General features: G+C 59.4%; 12 protein-coding genes. 7 read left to right on the top strand and 5 right to left on the bottom strand.

The window, feature by feature from the left end:
- Positions 1–7: 7 nt before the first annotated feature.
- A complete protein-coding gene (locus RHM60_RS12365; RefSeq protein ID WP_024077486.1) occupies positions 8–496 on the bottom strand; it encodes a TIGR00645 family protein in 489 nt (162 codons plus the stop codon).
- Between the two features lie 163 nt (positions 497–659).
- On the opposite strand from RHM60_RS12365, the gene RHM60_RS12370 reads away from it, so the two are divergent.
- Positions 660–2,483 (top strand): hypothetical protein, encoded by a 1,824-nt coding sequence (locus RHM60_RS12370; RefSeq protein WP_322214555.1) that lies wholly within the window; start codon positions 660–662, stop codon positions 2,481–2,483.
- Between the two features lie 8 nt (positions 2,484–2,491).
- Here the strand turns inward: RHM60_RS12370 and RHM60_RS12375 are convergent, their stop codons facing one another.
- Positions 2,492–2,809: a hypothetical protein gene (locus RHM60_RS12375; protein WP_209984978.1), complete on the bottom strand. Its 318-nt coding sequence runs from the start codon at positions 2,807–2,809 to the stop codon at positions 2,492–2,494.
- A 496-nt stretch (positions 2,810–3,305) separates the two neighbouring features.
- Positions 3,306–5,744 carry a Lon protease family protein gene (locus tag RHM60_RS12380; protein WP_209984981.1) on the bottom strand — a complete coding sequence of 813 codons (2,439 nt, stop codon included), beginning with the start codon at positions 5,742–5,744 and terminating at the stop codon, positions 3,306–3,308.
- Positions 5,745–6,012: 268 nt separating this feature from the next.
- Here RHM60_RS12380 and RHM60_RS12385 point away from each other — a divergent pair, with 268 nt between their 5' ends.
- The 4 genes from RHM60_RS12385 (at position 6,013) to RHM60_RS12400 (ending at position 11,323) form a co-directional block, all read left to right on the top strand.
- The gene (locus RHM60_RS12385; protein ID WP_017253712.1) at positions 6,013–6,501 is read left to right on the top strand and encodes a DUF3015 domain-containing protein; all 489 of its coding nucleotides are present in this window, start codon (positions 6,013–6,015) and stop codon (positions 6,499–6,501) included.
- Positions 6,502–6,593: 92 nt separating this feature from the next.
- Positions 6,594–8,447, top strand: coding sequence for a DUF4105 domain-containing protein (locus RHM60_RS12390; protein ID WP_209984987.1), 1,854 nt, complete (start codon positions 6,594–6,596; stop codon positions 8,445–8,447).
- Between the two features lie 267 nt (positions 8,448–8,714).
- Positions 8,715–9,932 (top strand): MFS transporter, encoded by a 1,218-nt coding sequence (locus RHM60_RS12395; protein WP_231422605.1) that lies wholly within the window; start codon positions 8,715–8,717, stop codon positions 9,930–9,932.
- 305 nt (positions 9,933–10,237) lie between these two features.
- Complete coding sequence (locus RHM60_RS12400) at positions 10,238–11,323, top strand: type I restriction endonuclease (protein ID WP_322214556.1); 1,086 nt, start codon at positions 10,238–10,240, stop codon at positions 11,321–11,323.
- Between the two features lie 423 nt (positions 11,324–11,746).
- Here the strand turns inward: RHM60_RS12400 and RHM60_RS12405 are convergent, their stop codons facing one another.
- Complete coding sequence (locus RHM60_RS12405; protein WP_322214557.1) at positions 11,747–12,037, bottom strand: DUF3077 domain-containing protein; 291 nt, start codon at positions 12,035–12,037, stop codon at positions 11,747–11,749.
- A 428-nt stretch (positions 12,038–12,465) separates the two neighbouring features.
- Here RHM60_RS12405 and RHM60_RS12410 point away from each other — a divergent pair, with 428 nt between their 5' ends.
- On the top strand, positions 12,466–12,822 hold the full coding sequence (locus RHM60_RS12410; RefSeq protein ID WP_322214558.1) for a hypothetical protein: 357 nt from the start codon (positions 12,466–12,468) through the stop codon (positions 12,820–12,822).
- 70 nt (positions 12,823–12,892) lie between these two features.
- Entirely contained in the window at positions 12,893–13,390 is a 498-nt protein-coding gene (locus tag RHM60_RS12415; RefSeq protein ID WP_322214559.1) for a GreA/GreB family elongation factor, read from the top strand.
- Between the two features lie 173 nt (positions 13,391–13,563).
- On the opposite strand, the gene ettA is transcribed toward RHM60_RS12415, so the two are convergent.
- Positions 13,564–15,228 carry an energy-dependent translational throttle protein EttA gene (ettA, locus tag RHM60_RS12420; protein ID WP_057008686.1) on the bottom strand — a complete coding sequence of 555 codons (1,665 nt, stop codon included), beginning with the start codon at positions 15,226–15,228 and terminating at the stop codon, positions 13,564–13,566.
- Between the last annotated feature and the right edge of the window lie 140 nt (positions 15,229–15,368).

Raw genomic sequence — 15,368 nt, forward strand, 5'->3', positions numbered from 1 at the left:
CGGTGCATCAGTGCTTGGTGAGTTTGTCCAGGTAACCCATGGCGAACGCCGAGACCACGAAGGTCATGTGAATGATCACGTACCACATCAAATGCTGCGGATCGACGTTCTTGGCGTCCATGAAGATGCGCAGCAGGTGGATGGAGGAAATCGCCACGATGGACGCCGCCACTTTCATCTTCAGCGAAGATGAATCCATAGTGCCGAGCCAGTTGAGCTTTTCCTTGTTGTCATCGATATCCAGCTGCGAGACGAAGTTCTCGTAGCCGGAAATCATCACCATCACCAGCAGGCCGCCGACCAGGGCCATGTCGATCAGCGACAGCAGCACCAGGATCAGCTCGGACTCGGCCATCGAGAACACGCTCGGCAGCAGGTGGATCACTTCCTGGAAGAATTTCAGCGCCAGCGCCAGCAGGCCCAGGGACAGACCGAAGTAGATCGGCGCCAGCAGCCAGCGCGAGGCGTACATAGCATTTTCGATAAAACGTTCCATTGAATCTCACACAGCGTGGCTAGAAATGGCGGCGAGTATACCAGTCGCTGCCAGCCGCCTGTCACCGCGAGAAAACTGACGTGTACGGCATCTGTAAGCGCGTTTATCTGCTAGTGTCGAGCCCATCAAATCGACTCAATGTTGTCGGACAGGAAAACTTGCAATGATGGATGTGCGATCTCCCTTGGCCAGCGTCGGCCTGTGCGCGGCACTGCTGCTGGCCGGCGGCTGTTCTCCCAGCGAAGAGCAGAAGCAGGCCACCCTCGAAGAGAAAACCGCCAAGTTCGAACAGTCCCTCGACGGCATCCAGGACCCCAAGCTGCGCGACGCCATCGCTGACCTCGGCGGTTCGCTGTTGCTGCTCGAGCGCGCGCAAACCAAGCTCGCCAGCAAACCCATCGAGCCCGAGTACGGCGAAGACACCCTGGCCCTGCTCAAGCACTACCCCACGCCGCAGGCGCTGGTCGATACCTACATCAACGGCCTGTTCGTGCTGCGCAGGGCCTCCCATTCGGACTACCTGACAGATTTGCAGCCGGTATTCCCCTTTACGTTCAATGTGCCGGAGCAGTTTCCATTCCCCCACAACCTGGAATGGCAGTCGGTCACCTTGAGCAACAACAAGGTGATTCCGTTCCAGCCGGAATGGTCGGAAACCGATCCCGGCATTCAGTTGAGCCCGAGCAGCTCCAACCTGACCAACCCTGACGACCTGACGGTGACCTACCCGTTTTTCGACGGTATCGAGACCGAAAACAAGAGCCAGCCGCAGCCGGTGAGCCTCAAAGGCGCGGTGGAAGTGGTAGCGCCCGGCAAGGTGCTCAGCTTCGACCTGTCGAAAAAGGACGTCGGTCACACGCGCACCGAAGGCACTGTCAGCGTCAACCTGCTGCTGCTTGAAAAGAACTACGCCGAGCTCGAACTCACCAACAGCGCGCCCCTGGCGCCGGAACTGGCGGATGATTCGCCCAATCCGCTGCTGGTCCAGGCACGGGACGTTACCGGGCAGTTTCTGACGCGCTCGGGCTCGATCAATGAAAGTGCTGCGCAAGTGGCGTTCTACGAAAAACAACTGGCCGAGCTGCAAAAGCAAAAAGCCTGGTCACCGGCCCTTGAAAAACAGCTGACCGATGAGCAAAAAGCCTTCGAGCAAAAACAGCACCGGTCTTACGCCAAGGTCTACTTCAATGGCGTGATCGACTCCCTGCAAGTCAATGTGCTGGACTTTTCCACGGTCACCGTCACCCGCAAGGAACTGGACCTGCCGGTCCTGCGGTTTGACAAAAACAGCCTGGAAAAGACCGTGCAAGCCTTGCCGATGCCTGTCACGGTGTACGACGACGGCGCCGCCAGTTGGCTCAAGGACGCGTCGATGACCGAAGACCAGCTGAAAAACAGCGTCACCATCAGCCAGTCCGTCGACGATGCCAGCGCTGCGCATGTGGTGTTCGATCACCCCTTTACCTTCAACGACGACCTGGTGGGCGCCGAGCGCAACAGCAGTGAGGCGCCGGTGACGTTTTTTACCGCCGACGAAAAAGGCGAGCGCGGCGACCCTATCGAGTTGCCCACCGAGGCCTTCGAACTGAACCCGGCGCGCGGCATGCTCACCTACGACCTCAACCTGTTCCCGGAGAACCCGGCGTTCGTGGTGGGTTCGATCCCGCTGTTCCTGGCCACTATCGAAGAAACCACGCTGGATGCGGCCAAGTTGCCCAAGGGCCTGGCGCTCAAGGACAACGCGCTGGTCGTCGATCAACAAGCCTTCCCCGCCGACAGCTGGCGCTTCTACGCCAAGGACGCCAGCGGCAATTACCTCAAGGAAATCCTCGGCGTCAGCCACCGCGCCGAGGAATACGGCACGGCGATGTTCGACGTGCATTACTTCTACGGCCAGCCGACTAGCCTGGAAAGCTACCAGCGCACCGACCTGAGCACCGTGCAATACGGCTTCGAGGTCAAGCTGGACAAGCCGGAAAGCAAATAACGCGGCGATTACAGGGCAAGGCGTTCTTGCCTGCGATTGAGTTGGCGTAGATAGGCCTGCAAATGCAGGCCCCATATCGGCGGCTCGCGCCTCTGCACATAGCCTTGCAGCGTGAGGCCGTCGACGATGGTGCCCAGTAGGGTTTCAGCGGCGCAGGCCCCATGAAACGGGCCCTCGGCCTTGATGGCGGACGGCTGCTCGCCGGCCATGCCTGCTGCGAATAACAACATCCACAGCCCGCTGTCCCCCGCTAGCGGGCGCACGGTGCATTCGATACGGGTTTCCAGGCCCAGGCATTGACGGATAAGGCAAAGGTTGCGCGGCATGGCGGCGCCCCTCGGTAGACTGGTTTAACTCAGAATAGAAGAAAACCAAGACAAACCAAGGCTGTAGAGACCAACGGCGATAAACCGTCAATTTAACGTCTCGCAGCAAACTGGAACCTCTGTGGCGAGCGGGCTTATTGTGGCGAGCGGGCTTGCCCCGCGTTGGGGTGCGGAGCGCCCCCAATCGAGCAAAACGCGGTGTACCTGATACGGCTCAGCGCCTGGTTTTGGGGCTGCTGCGCAACCCAACGCGGGGCAAGCCCTAATGCCGTTCAGTTAAGGAAAATGTGTGGGCTTATTGTGGCGAGCGGGCTTGCCCCGCGTTGGGGTGCGAAGCGCCCCCAATCGAGCAAAACGCGGTGTACCTGATACGGCTCAGCGCCTGGCTTTGGGGCTGCTGCGCAGCCCAACGCAGGACAAGCCTGCTCGCCACAGGGAATCTGCGCTTAACTGAACGGCATTAGGGCTTGCCCCCTCTCACACTGGTTACTCAGCGTCAGGTCGGTTTGGCTTCGGCCAGCGCCAACTGCGCCAGCTCCTTCTCCGCTTCTTTCAGGTCTTCCTCGCTGATCATCTCGGCAATCGCGCGCAGGCGCTCGACCACCCGCGCATTCACCGTGCCTTCGGGGAATTGCCCTTCGTCGTCGGGCTCGCCGGCGTCCTCGCCCACCAGCAGGCTCAGCGCTTCATCCGCCTGGCGCACCGCGTAGATGTGAAACTGCCCGGCGCGCACGGCCTGCAGCACTTTCTCATCCAGCATCAGCGTGGCCACGTTGGCCTTGGGAATGATCGCGCCCTGCTCGCCGGTCAGCCCGCGCGCTTCACAGAGGCGGAAGAAGCCCTCGATCTTCTCGTTGACTCCGCCCACCGCCTGCACTTCACCAAACTGGTTGATCGAGCCGGTGATGGCGAAGCACTGCTTGAGCGGCGTTTTCGACAGCGCAGAGATCAATGTGCACGCCTCGCCCAGGGACGCACTGTCGCCGTCCACATAACCGTAGGACTGCTCCAGCGCAATACTCGCCGAGATCGCCAGCGGGAATTCCTGGGCATAGCGGCTGCCCAGGTAACCGGTGAGGATCATCACGCCCTTGGAGTGAATCGGCTGCCCAAGGTTAACCTCGCGCTCGATGTCGACAATGCCGCTGCCGCCCGGGTACACCGTGGCGGAAATCCGCGCGGGCACACCGAACGCCGAGTCGCCGACTTCCAGCACGGTCAGGCCGTTGCACTTGCCCACGGCAGCGCCGGCGGTGTCGATCAGGATCACCCCGGCGAGCATGTCATCCAGAATCCGCGCCGAGACCCGCCCCGTGCGCGTGGCCTTGGCCTTGAGCGCGCGCTCGATATGCCCGGCATCGGTCATCTCGTCCCCCGCCAGGTGGCGAATGAAATCCGCCTCGCTCACCAACTGGAACAAATCACCGATGCGCGCCGACAGGCGCCCCTGGTGTTCCGCCAGCCGCGCGCTGTAAGTGGCCAGCCGCGCCACGGCATCCGAGGTCAGCGGCGCCATGCCTTCTTCCGACGTGCGGGTTTTGAGCAACTGGGCGAACTGCTCCAGGCTTTCGTCGACCATCGGAATGTCTTCGTCGAAGTCCACCAGCACCCGGAACATCTCCTGGAAGTCCGGATCGGCGTCCTGCAACGCGTAATACAGCTGGCGCGAACCGATGATGATCACTTTGACCTGCAGCGGAATCATTTGCGGGTTGAGCGTCACGGTGGCCAGGCGGCCCAGTTCGCCCAGGGGCGACTCCATCTTCAGTTTGCGCGATTGCAGGGAGCGCTTGAGCGCGTCCCACACGAACGGCTCGCCGAGCATTTTCTCGGCCTCAAGGATCAGGAAACCGCCATTGGCGCGGTGCAGGGCACCCGGACGCAGTTGGCGATACGTGGTGTAGAGCGCGCCCTGGTCGGTGCTGTATTCGATGCGGCCGAACAGGTTGTCGTAGGTCGGATGCGGCTCGAACACCACTGGCGCGCCGCCGTTGACCGCATGGCCCACCACCAGGCTCGGGCAGTATTGCTCTTCGAGCAGCTTGCGCGCCTGGGCGTCGGTCTTGGCGTCGTCTACCAGTTGCTCGACCACGGTTTTGAGCAGGTACACCTGCATGGCTTGCAGGTAACCGCAAACGCCTGCGTTCTCGGCGTACTTTTCCGACAGCGGCGCGAGCAAAGGTTGCAGGGCCAGGGTGATGGTTTCTTCGTTGAACTGGCGCAGTTGGTTGTTCGACTCACGCTTCCACTGCGGCAGGCTGGCCAGTTCCTCGTTGAGACGCTCTTCCAGCTCGGAGATATCCGAGTGGAAGCGCTCGCGATCAGCCTCCGGCAACTGCGAGAACTCGGCCTCGTCCAGCGCCTTGCCGTCGAGCATCGGGGTGAAGGCGATGTTGGTGCTGTCGCGGTACAGCGCCACGTCCTTTTCCAGGGCCAGGCGCTCGATCACGTCCAGGGCCTTGTCGTAGCGCTGGTTGAACGCGCGGTCGATGGCGCTTTTGCGCTGTTGATAGGTCGGGTGTTCGAACACCGCCGGGAAGGTTGCCACCAGGTTGTCGACCAACCCGTTGATATCGGCGATGAACGCCGCCGCGCAGCCGCCCGGCAATTCCAGGGCACGCGGTTCGCGCGGCTCGTCGAAGTTATTCACATAGACCCAGTCCGACGGGGTCTGCAGGCGCTTGCCTTCGGCTTTCAGGTAGCGTTTGACGAACGAAAAGCGACCCGTGCCCGGCTCGCCCATGACAAACACGTTGTAACCGGGGCGTGGCATGGCCACACCGAACTGCAAGGCTTCAACCGCACGTTCCTGGCCAAGCACACCGCGAAAGGGCTCCAAATCATTGGTGGTCGAGAAGCTGAACTGTTCAGCGGAGAAAGGGCGAGTCAGCGCTTCGGGCGCTAGACGCAAGCTGGCAGCAACAGGATCAGGCATCGGGCTTCCTTACATCAGGCGGGGCAGATAACGGCATTCTGGCTCCCCCTTGCGCGCTCTGGCAAGGCGAGCCGTAGGGAAAGCATAGACAGCGAGCGCGTCCTGCAAAAAAATCGCGACAACGGCGATTGTTTTATAAAAACCCACGGAACCCTTCGAACGTGCCTAAACTCCAAACTGCGCGGGTTGGACTAATAACTGGCCCCTAGGGCGCGATCAAGCGCCTGAACCCCTTGTCCATTGGTTTGCACACAAAGAGAACAAAGCTATGAAACGGATCCTTCTTGGTACTCTTTTCACCGTCGTCTCCCTCAATGCAATGGCAGAAGCACCAGGCGGCCCGAACTGCGGTTGGGGCAACATGTTGTTCGAAGGCCAGCGCGGCACTCCAGCTCACTTCCTGGCTTCCACCACCAACGGCACCTCGGGTAACGCCACCTTCGGCATGACCTCGGGCACCAACGGTTGCAGCACCAACAGCGCCCTGACCTACGGCGGCAAGTCCTGGATTGCCATGAATGGCATGATGAACGAGCTGTCCGAAGACATGGCCAAGGGCAACGGCGAAGCACTGACCACCTACGCCGTGGTACTGGGCGTGGCGCCAGAAGACCGCGAGCACTTTGCTGCCGTGACCCACGAGCACTTCCAGCAGATCTTCAGCAAGGCTGACGTGACCGCTGACGACGTGCACAACAACACCCTTGCTGTACTGAAAAGTGATTCGCGTCTGGCGAAATACGCTACCCAGGCTTAAGCTCGACCTGCCCGCGCCTCTTGAGGCGCGGGTTTTATTTTTTGGGCCCGCCTCCCCTTTGGGTCTCACTTTTTCCGACTTAAGTAGCCCTTATGCTCAAACGCTTTGCCTGGCTGGCACTCTTCGCCTGCGCCCCGCTGTACGCGGCCCCGCATATTGATGATCAACGTTTGCAGCAACTGGCCAACGATCCGTTCTGGCTATCTCTGGGCCATTACGAAGCCGGCAAGATCAAAGGCTGGCGCAGCTATGTCAGCGACAAAAAATTCTTTCTCGCAGCCGACGGTGCCCACCACCCGGATGCCGAGCTCAAGGCCACCGTTGAAGCGTTGTATGCGCCGGCCAGCCTTGGCGAAAAACACGCCCAATGCGTTTACCCCGCGCGCACCCGCTGGCTCAAGGCGCAGTTGCAACTCAACGACCTGCCTGCGCTGGAGTGCAAGGAATTCACCCAGTGGTTCAAGGACGTCGCGCCCCACAGCGCGGTGATGATCTTCCCGGCGGCGTACCTCAACAGCCCGTCGTCGATGTTCGGCCATACCCTGCTGCGTATCGACCAGGCGGATGTGCAACGGGACAAGACCGCGCTGCTCAGCTACGCGATCAACTTCGGCGCCTACATCGAAGGCTCTGACAACAGCATTCTCTACGCCTGGAAGGGCCTCGCCGGCGGCTACCCCGGCCTGTTCGCCCTGGTGCCGTATCAGGAAAAACTCTCGGAATACCGCAGCCTCGAAAACCGTGACCTGTGGGAATACCGCCTCAACCTCACCGAAGTCGAGACCAGGCGCATGGTCGAGCACGTGTGGGAACTCAAGCAGATCAAGTTCGACTACTTCTTCTTCGATGAAAACTGCTCCTATCGCCTGCTGGAATTGCTGCAAGTGGCGCGCCCCAGCCTGCGCCTGACCGAGCAATTCCCCCTCACCGCCATCCCCACCGACACGGTCAAGGCGGTCAAGGACGCGGGCCTGGTAGAAAAAATCGATTACCGCCCGTCCCGCGAGCGCGAGTTGCTGGAGCGCGCCAAGCCGCTGGACGGCGATGAGCAGCAATGGGTGCTGAAGATCAGTGACGACCAGAAGCAGTTGCAGGCGCCGGGTTTCAAGGCGCTGCCGCGTGACCGCCAGGCGCTGGTCATCGACGCCGCCTACCGCCTGGGCCGCTACCGCGCCAATGGCCTGGAGCGCGACACCGCCCGCTCCCAGCGCAGCTTCGAATTGCTGCGCGCGATCAACCAGAACCCTGCGCCGGACCTGAAAATCACGCCGCCGGGCCTTCCGGAAAACGGCCACGAATCACGCACCTGGCAGGCCGGCATCGGCACCCGAGGCGACAAGGCCTTCGGCGAATACGGCCTGCGGATGGCCTACCATGACCTCAACGACAACGCCGAAGGTTTCCCCTTGGGTGCGCAGATCGAAATCCTGCAGATGAAACTGCGCCAGTACGAAGGCAATCACTGGCAACTGCAGCAACTGGACCTGGCCACCATCCGCTCCCTGACCCCGCGCAACGCCCTGTTGCAACCCTGGTCATGGCAAGTCACCGGTGGCCTGGAGCGCGTGCCGGGCAAACACGACGACGAAACCCTGGTGGCCCACGTCAACGGCGGCGCAGGCGGCACCTGGCAGCTGAGCGACGACATGCTCGGCTTCGCCCTCGGCACCGTGCGCGTGGAACACAACAACGACTTCAGCGAAGCCATCTCCCCCGCCGCCGGCTTCAACACCGGCGTGCTGTGGAAAAACCCGCTGGGCAACCTCAGCCTGGAGGCCAAGGGCGACTTCTTCACCAATGGCGAAGTGCGCCGCAGCATCAGCCTGAACCAGCAGTGGGAGCTGTCCCGCAACCTGGGCCTGCGCCTGAGCGCCCAGCGCGAGTACAGCCACCTGTCGACGCCGGTGAATGAAGTGATGCTGGAAGTGAAGTGGTATCACTACTGACCCACGCCAACCCATAGGGCCTCTGTGGCGAGCGGGCTTGCCCCGCGTTGGGGTGCGAAGCGCCCCCAATCGAGCAAAACGCGGTGTACCTGATACGGCTCAGCGCCTGGCTTTGGGGCTGCTGCGCAGCCCAACGCAGGACAAGCCTGCTCGCCACAGGGAATCTGCGCTTAACTGAACGGCATTAGGGCAAGCCCGCTCGCCACGGAGGCTTGCGGCGGTGCTGAAAAATATCGTCGCCCCGTCTTCGCTGACAGAAGAGCTTTGATGCGTAAGGACTACCTGGCTTTTTTCATCTCACTGTTTCTATCCAGGCTGGCCGATCAGATCCTGCTGTTCATCGTGCCGCTGGTGGTATTCCAGACCACCAACAGTGTCGCCTGGGCAGGGCTGGCCTTCTTCGTCGAATCGCTGCCGCGCTATCTCGCGTTTCCGTTGTGCGGCGCCCTGTGCGACAAATACTCCCCGATAAAAATCCTGCATATCAGCCAGGTCTACCGGGCCTTGCTGTGTGTGCTGGCCGTGGCGCTCCACGCTTTTTTTGGCGGTATCACCTGGGTGGTGGTGCTGTCGGCGCTGTGCGGGGTGCTGACTACGCAAGGCATCATGGCGCGCGAAGTGCTGATGCCGCATATCTTCGAGCACTACAGCTATACCAAAACCCTGTCGTATTCTCAGATCGCCGACCAGACAGGCCTGGTCCTCGGCCCACTGCTGGCGGCACTGATGCTGGAGGTGTGGGCCTGGCACTGGGCAGTGCTGGGGGTCGCCGGGCTGTTTTTGCTGGCGGACCTGAGCATGCTCGCGTGGCAACGCCTGAGCCGCGTGACCCTGGAGGTTTTCGAGCAGCATCAGGGTATCTGGCTGCGACCTCTGCGAATCGCGTTCGCGCATATCCGCCGTCTCACGGAGCTGAAAAAAGTCATCCTGCTGGCCGTAGGCGTGAACCTGATCGTCGGCGTCACCCTGGCCACCTCGGCGGCCATGGTGATCGGCCACTACCGCGCCGGCAAGGACAGCTATGCCGGGCTGCAGGCGGCGGGCGCGGTCACGACGATCGTGATCCTGTTTTTCCTCGCCCGAGTGGCACTGCCTCTGCGGCTGCTGGGCGGTGTCGGCTATTCGATGATCGCCACGGGGGCTTTGATCAGCGCGCTGAGCCCGAACCTCGGCGGCTATGTGCTGGGTTTCCTGTTGATTACAGGCTTCGACAAGATGTTCAACGTCTACCTGCGCACCCTCCGGCAACGGGTGATCCCGCCCCAGGACTTCGGCAAGACCGTGGGCGTGATCACCTTGTTGAACAACCTGTCGCAGCCTCTCGCAGGCCTGCTGGTGGCATTGCTTGCGGCGCCGCTGGGCACGCAATCGGTGATCCTGATGTTGGCCGTGCTGGCGACCTTGCTGGGGGTGGGCGTCTGGTGGTGGTTCGCCAAGACACAGCCAGGGAACGTTGGGCACCGATCCAAACCAGATGAAAATTAAACGGTGAGAGGGAGGGGCTTGTCCCCCTCGCAAGTTTAGATCTACGCAGATTCCGCTTCGCCTTGTCCCACTAACCCAAATCAGCAAAAAACTCTCAAATTTATTCTCTCACTCAGAAATTCTTTTGGTGTCGCCAAGTCACTGACTAATAAGCCAAAACTCTGAATCGTTTTTTTAGCTTTTTCGCGTAGCAATAAACTTGTGAACCTCCAGCTCGCTTTATGACGTTTTTTGACTAGTCTCGCGAATAGCAATCAAATTGCCACCACGTCTATCCACGGATTTGAATTAGGTAGAGGCTTACTATGGAATTTTTTGAAAAGCTCACCAGTCTGGCAGCAAAAGTTCGGTTACAAGGCCCCGCCATTCAAACAGAAGAAGCTACAAAAAATGCTTTTGTGATGCCTTTTATCAACACTGTTCTGGGCTACGACGTGTTTGACCCACAGGAGGTGACACCTGAATTTGTATGCGATGTAGGGACTAAAAAGGGCGAAAAGATAGACTACGCCATCATGAAAAATGGTGAAGTTCAAATTCTCATCGAGTGCAAAAAAATCGGCGAATCTCTGAGCATTAATCACGCCTCTCAGCTTTTCCGATACTTCCATGTGACGAGCGCAAGAATTTCTATTCTCACTAATGGCCAAGTCTACAGATTTTTTACAGACTTGGACGCGCCTAACAAAATGGACGAAAAACCATTCCTTGAATTGGACCTGCTGGACATTGACGAATATTCCGTGCCGGAATTGATCAAGCTAACCAAGTCAGCTTTCGACGTAGACTCAATCATCAATGCCGCAGGAGAGTTGAAGTACGTCAGCCAACTCAAGAAAATCATCGGTGCTCAGGTCACCAAACCAGAAGACGAGTTTGTGAAATTTTTCGCATCTCGCGTTTATGACGGGGTTATCACCCAGAAGGTGCGTGAGCAGTTTTTCGAACTGACTCGAAAAGCGTTAGCTCAGTTTTTGAATGATCAAATCAATGACCGACTCAAGTCTGCCATGAGCGGCGTTATTCAACCCACGATAGCCTCGCTTCCCATGGCAAATAGCGCTAATGCAGATACGAAAGACCGCGACGAATCAGAAGATAAGATATTGACCACCCTTGAAGAGCTGGAGGGTTATCACATCGTTCGCGCTGTCGTGCGTTCGGTCGTCGATGCCAAACGTATCGTTCAACGGGATACCCAGAGTTATTTCGGCATACTCCTGGATGACAACAACCGCAAACCGATATGCCGCCTTCATTTCAATCGCAGCCAGAAATACCTCGGCATATTTGACGAAGAAAAAAATGAAACCCGGCATGCAATTTCGTCCATTGATGAGATCTACGAGTACGCAGATCAACTGAAAAAGACAGTGGGTTATTACGATTGACGACTGCATCGGCTTAGCTGAAATCATCGATAAACATGTGAAAAACAGGCTTGCCCATCTCACACCGGCTTTAAAACCAGGCGAAGTTTCAAAATTTAAGAGGGGGCTTGCCCTCGATGGCGGTGCATCAGCCAGGTATTCATAGGCTGAAATACTGCCATCGGGGGCAAGCCCCCTCCCACATTTGGCTCGCGTGTATTCAAGTCCACTGTATTCGTGGCTTTTAACTGCAGGCACCGCAGCGGATGGAGCAAGTGGTCGCCAATGTTCCGGGCTTATCAGAAAACCGGCACCAACTCTGAACGCAATGATCACGGCCTTCACCGAGAAGGAACTTGCTGAGCACGCTGCACTGACTTGCAACCAGGCGCATCCCCCTTAGCGGGCACGGTAAGCCTGCTCACCATTGGGGGCGAACCAGTATTAAGTCGCAGGGGTCATCGCTTGGGTCAAATCGTCAACGACTGCCTTGCCCATCTCACACAGAAAATGCGCAGCCCAGGCATATTGCTCGCCGCGCACATCCATGGCGGCTTCCATGGCGAGTTTCTTTGAGTAGTAGAGCAAGGTAGAGGCGTGCTCCAGCGCTTCATCAATCGGCATGCCGGCATTGACGCGGAACAAGGGTTTTTCGTTTTCACCGTAGTCGCCGAAGGTGACGACGCCGAGGGTAGTGATTGAGGACAGGGGTGGATCGGGGACGACTTTAGACATGGTGTACCTACTAAGTGAGATAAAGGACCACCGCAGCACGTCGCTAAACATAAAGGGGTGGCAGTTGTACGCAGGTTAGCGAACCGGTCACTTAGAAACCCGGCAGATCCGAAGATCTCCCGCGCACAACCGCCATAACACGATGCCGGCAAGCGAAAAACTGCCTGCCAAGTGTGTAAAGAGGATGAGTCTTAGTGATTCGGGTCGCTAAACCCGGTCGCTGCTTTCACAGCGATGCCAGGAGACTAATGACCCAAACCCTAAGCCACAATAGGCCGGAGATTCTCTAGGAAACGTCCTGCAATTTAAAGGGAATCGTCGTTGATGGCCCTTTAACTCACAGCGTTCTCACCCGCCTTTCACGCCGCCCCGACAATTCCCTGACTAGACTTCCTCCCATAAGCCGAGAAACGGCCAGGGAGTACGCCATGTGGCGGTATGCGGTGATGCTGGGCGCGGTGTTGTGGTTGTCGGGTTGCCAAACAACCCATCAGGATCTGCTGGCCAAGGGTTATCCACCGGCGTTTGCCGATGGCTTCGATGATGGCTGCAGCAGCGGACGCCAGGCAGCCGGGGTGATCAGCGGGGAGTTTCGCAAAAATGTCCCGCGCTACCTGAAAGACCGGGAATACGCCGCAGGCTGGGAGGACGGTTTTCGCCAGTGCAAGGCCATGCGTGAACAAGAAGAACTGCGTGACTACAGAGACAATCGCTGGGACTACCGCGAGCGTGCCTGGCAGCGGGAGAAAGACCGCGACGCCGCCAGGGCCTACCGCGCCCAATAGATCGCTCCCACGCAGAACGCGGGAACGATCGTGTGGCGCACAGGGCCCAACCTCCATTGAGGAGAATGTCATGAGCCGAGCTTTTGTAAACGAAGACAACGCCGCCGCCCAGGCTGATCAGCCGGTGGAACGCCAGGTCAGCGAGCAGCCCAATCACCTCACCGCGTCCGGTTTGGCGCAGTTGCAGGCCAGGGTTACGCAGTTGCAGGCCGAGCACAGTGCCGAGACGGCCAGGGGCGAACAGGCGGATAAACAACGCCAGGCTGATCTCGAGCGGGATCTGCGCTACTTCAACCAGCGGGTACACAGCGCTCAGGTCGTTGCACCGGCCACGTCGACCGACAAGGTGCAGATTGGCAGTAGGGTCACCTTCGCCAACGAGCAGGACGAACAGCAGCGCATTCAACTGGTCGGGGAAGACCAGGCCGACGCCAACGCCGGTCTGATCAACTGGGGCTCTCCCCTGGGTCGCGCGCTGCTGGGTGCTCAGGTGGGCGACGAGGTGGTGTGGAAGCGGCCGGTCGGCGATCAGGTGATTGAAGTGTTGCGCATCGAGCCCGACGCTTAGCCCAAGCGGGTGCCGGCAGTTATACCGCTATCGGGAGCAAGCCCCCTCCCACAGGGGAATGCATTCCAGCTGTGGGAGGGGGCTTGCTCCCGATTAAGTCACCTCGGTATTCCTGAAAAAACGCAAAAAAAACGGAGCCCGAAGGCTCCGTTCTTACAAACAACCCGCCTGAATCAGGCCAGTTTCTTGTGCCGCACCCGGTGCGGCTGCGCCGCCGCATCGCCGAGGCGCTTTTTACGGTCTGCTTCGTACTCGGTGTAGTTGCCTTCGAAGAACACCGCTTGCGAGTCGTCTTCATACGCCAGGATGTGAGTCGCGACGCGGTCAAGGAACCACCGATCGTGAGAGATCACAATGGCGGCGCCCGGGAAGTCCAGCAGGGCTTCTTCCAGGGAACGCAGGGTTTCAACGTCGAGGTCGTTGGACGGTTCGTCGAGCAGCAACACGTTGCCGCCTTCTTTCAGGGTCAGGGCCAGGTGCAGACGACCGCGCTCACCACCGGACAGGTCCTTGACGAACTTCTGCTGGTCGCCGCCCTTGAAGTTGAAACGGCCCACATAAGTGCGCGACGGGATTTCATAGTTGCCGATGCGGATCTGGTCGGAACCGTCGGACACCTGCTGGAACACCGTCTTGCTGCCGTCGAGGTCGTCGCGGCTCTGATCGACACAGGCAAGCTGCACGGTTTCGCCGATCTCGATGCTGCCCGAATCCGGGGTTTCCTTGCCCATCAGCATGCGGAACAGGGTGGATTTACCCGCACCGTTACCGCCGATAACGCCGACGATTGCGCCTTTTGGCATGGAGAACGACAGGTTGTCGATCAGCACGCGGTCGCCGTAGCCTTTGGAAACGTTCTTGAACTCGATGACCTTGTCACCCAGGCGCGGGCCGGCCGGGATGTAGATCTCGTTGGTTTCGCTGCGCTTCTGGAATTCCTGCGACTGCATTTCTTCGAAGCGTTGCAGACGTGCCTTGGATTTGGACTGGCGGGCCTTGGCGCCTTTGCGCACCCATTCCAGTTCTTCCTTCATGGCCTTTTCGTGGGCCGATTGCTGCTTGGATTCGGCGGCCAGACGGTCGGACTTGGCTTCCAGCCAACCGGAGTAGTTGCCCTCGTAAGGGATACCGGCGCCACGGTCGAGCTCGAGGATCCAGCCGGCGACGTTGTCGAGGAAGTAACGGTCGTGCGTGATCGCAACCACGGTGCCCGGGAAATCGTGCAGGAAATGCTCCAGCCAGGCGACGGAATCGGCGTCCAGGTGGTTGGTCGGTTCGTCGAGCAGCAGCATGTCGGGGGCCGACAGCAGCAGGCGGCAGAGGGCCACGCGGCGTTTTTCACCACCGGAGAGGAATTCGACCTTGGCGTCCCATGCCGGCAGGCGCAGCGCGTCGGCGGCGACTTCCAGCTGGCGCTCCAGATTGTGACCGTCGCTGGCCTGCAGGATGGCTTCGAGCTTGGCCTGTTCGGCGGCGAGCTTGTCGAAGTCGGCGTCTTCTTCTGCGTAAGCGGCGTAGACCTCGTCCAGGCGCGCCTGGGCGTTCTTGATCACGCTGACGGCCTCTTCGACCACTTCACGCACGGTCTTGGTCGGGTCCAGGATCGGCTCTTGCGGCAGGTAACCGATGTTCAGTTCCGGCATTGGGCGCGCTTCGCCTTCGAACTCGGTGTCGACGCCGGCCATGATTTTCAGCAGGGTGGATTTACCCGAGCCGTTGAGGCCGAGCACGCCGATCTTGGCGCCGGGGAAGAAGGACAGCGAAATGTTTTTCAGGATTTCCCGCTTCGGCGGAACAACTTTTCCCAGCCGATGCATGGTGAAGACGTATTGAGCCATGGTGAACCTAGCGTCAGTGACTGATGAATTGAGCGGGCGAAGCCCGTGCCAGGCCATGCGCGGCGCGGGCCTTTGACTATGATCAATGCCAGCGAGCGGAAAAAGCCTGAATGTCTGGGGCTGGAACGCCCCCGCGTAAC

Origin of the sequence: Pseudomonas sp. MH9.3, from assembly GCF_034354675.1 — a bacterium.
GTDB lineage: Bacteria > Pseudomonadota > Gammaproteobacteria > Pseudomonadales > Pseudomonadaceae > Aquipseudomonas.

Bases quoted from the DNA above. Each gene is read 5' to 3' on its own strand.
- RHM60_RS12410 (WP_322214558.1), top strand. From the start codon at position 12,466: ATGTGGCGGTATGCGGTGATGCTGGGCGCGGTGTTGTGGTTGTCGGGT.
- RHM60_RS12400 (WP_322214556.1), top strand. From the start codon at position 10,238: ATGGAATTTTTTGAAAAGCTCACCAGTCTGGCAGCAAAAGTTCGGTTA.
- ettA (WP_057008686.1), bottom strand. From the start codon at position 15,228: ATGGCTCAATACGTCTTCACCATGCATCGGCTGGGAAAAGTTGTTCCG.
- RHM60_RS12380 (WP_209984981.1), bottom strand. From the start codon at position 5,744: ATGCCTGATCCTGTTGCTGCCAGCTTGCGTCTAGCGCCCGAAGCGCTG.
- RHM60_RS12365 (WP_024077486.1), bottom strand. From the start codon at position 496: ATGGAACGTTTTATCGAAAATGCTATGTACGCCTCGCGCTGGCTGCTG.
- RHM60_RS12415 (WP_322214559.1), top strand. From the start codon at position 12,893: ATGAGCCGAGCTTTTGTAAACGAAGACAACGCCGCCGCCCAGGCTGAT.
- RHM60_RS12375 (WP_209984978.1), bottom strand. From the start codon at position 2,809: ATGCCGCGCAACCTTTGCCTTATCCGTCAATGCCTGGGCCTGGAAACC.
- RHM60_RS12405 (WP_322214557.1), bottom strand. From the start codon at position 12,037: ATGTCTAAAGTCGTCCCCGATCCACCCCTGTCCTCAATCACTACCCTC.
- RHM60_RS12385 (WP_017253712.1), top strand. From the start codon at position 6,013: ATGAAACGGATCCTTCTTGGTACTCTTTTCACCGTCGTCTCCCTCAAT.
- RHM60_RS12390 (WP_209984987.1), top strand. From the start codon at position 6,594: ATGCTCAAACGCTTTGCCTGGCTGGCACTCTTCGCCTGCGCCCCGCTG.
- RHM60_RS12370 (WP_322214555.1), top strand. From the start codon at position 660: ATGATGGATGTGCGATCTCCCTTGGCCAGCGTCGGCCTGTGCGCGGCA.
- RHM60_RS12395 (WP_231422605.1), top strand. From the start codon at position 8,715: ATGCGTAAGGACTACCTGGCTTTTTTCATCTCACTGTTTCTATCCAGG.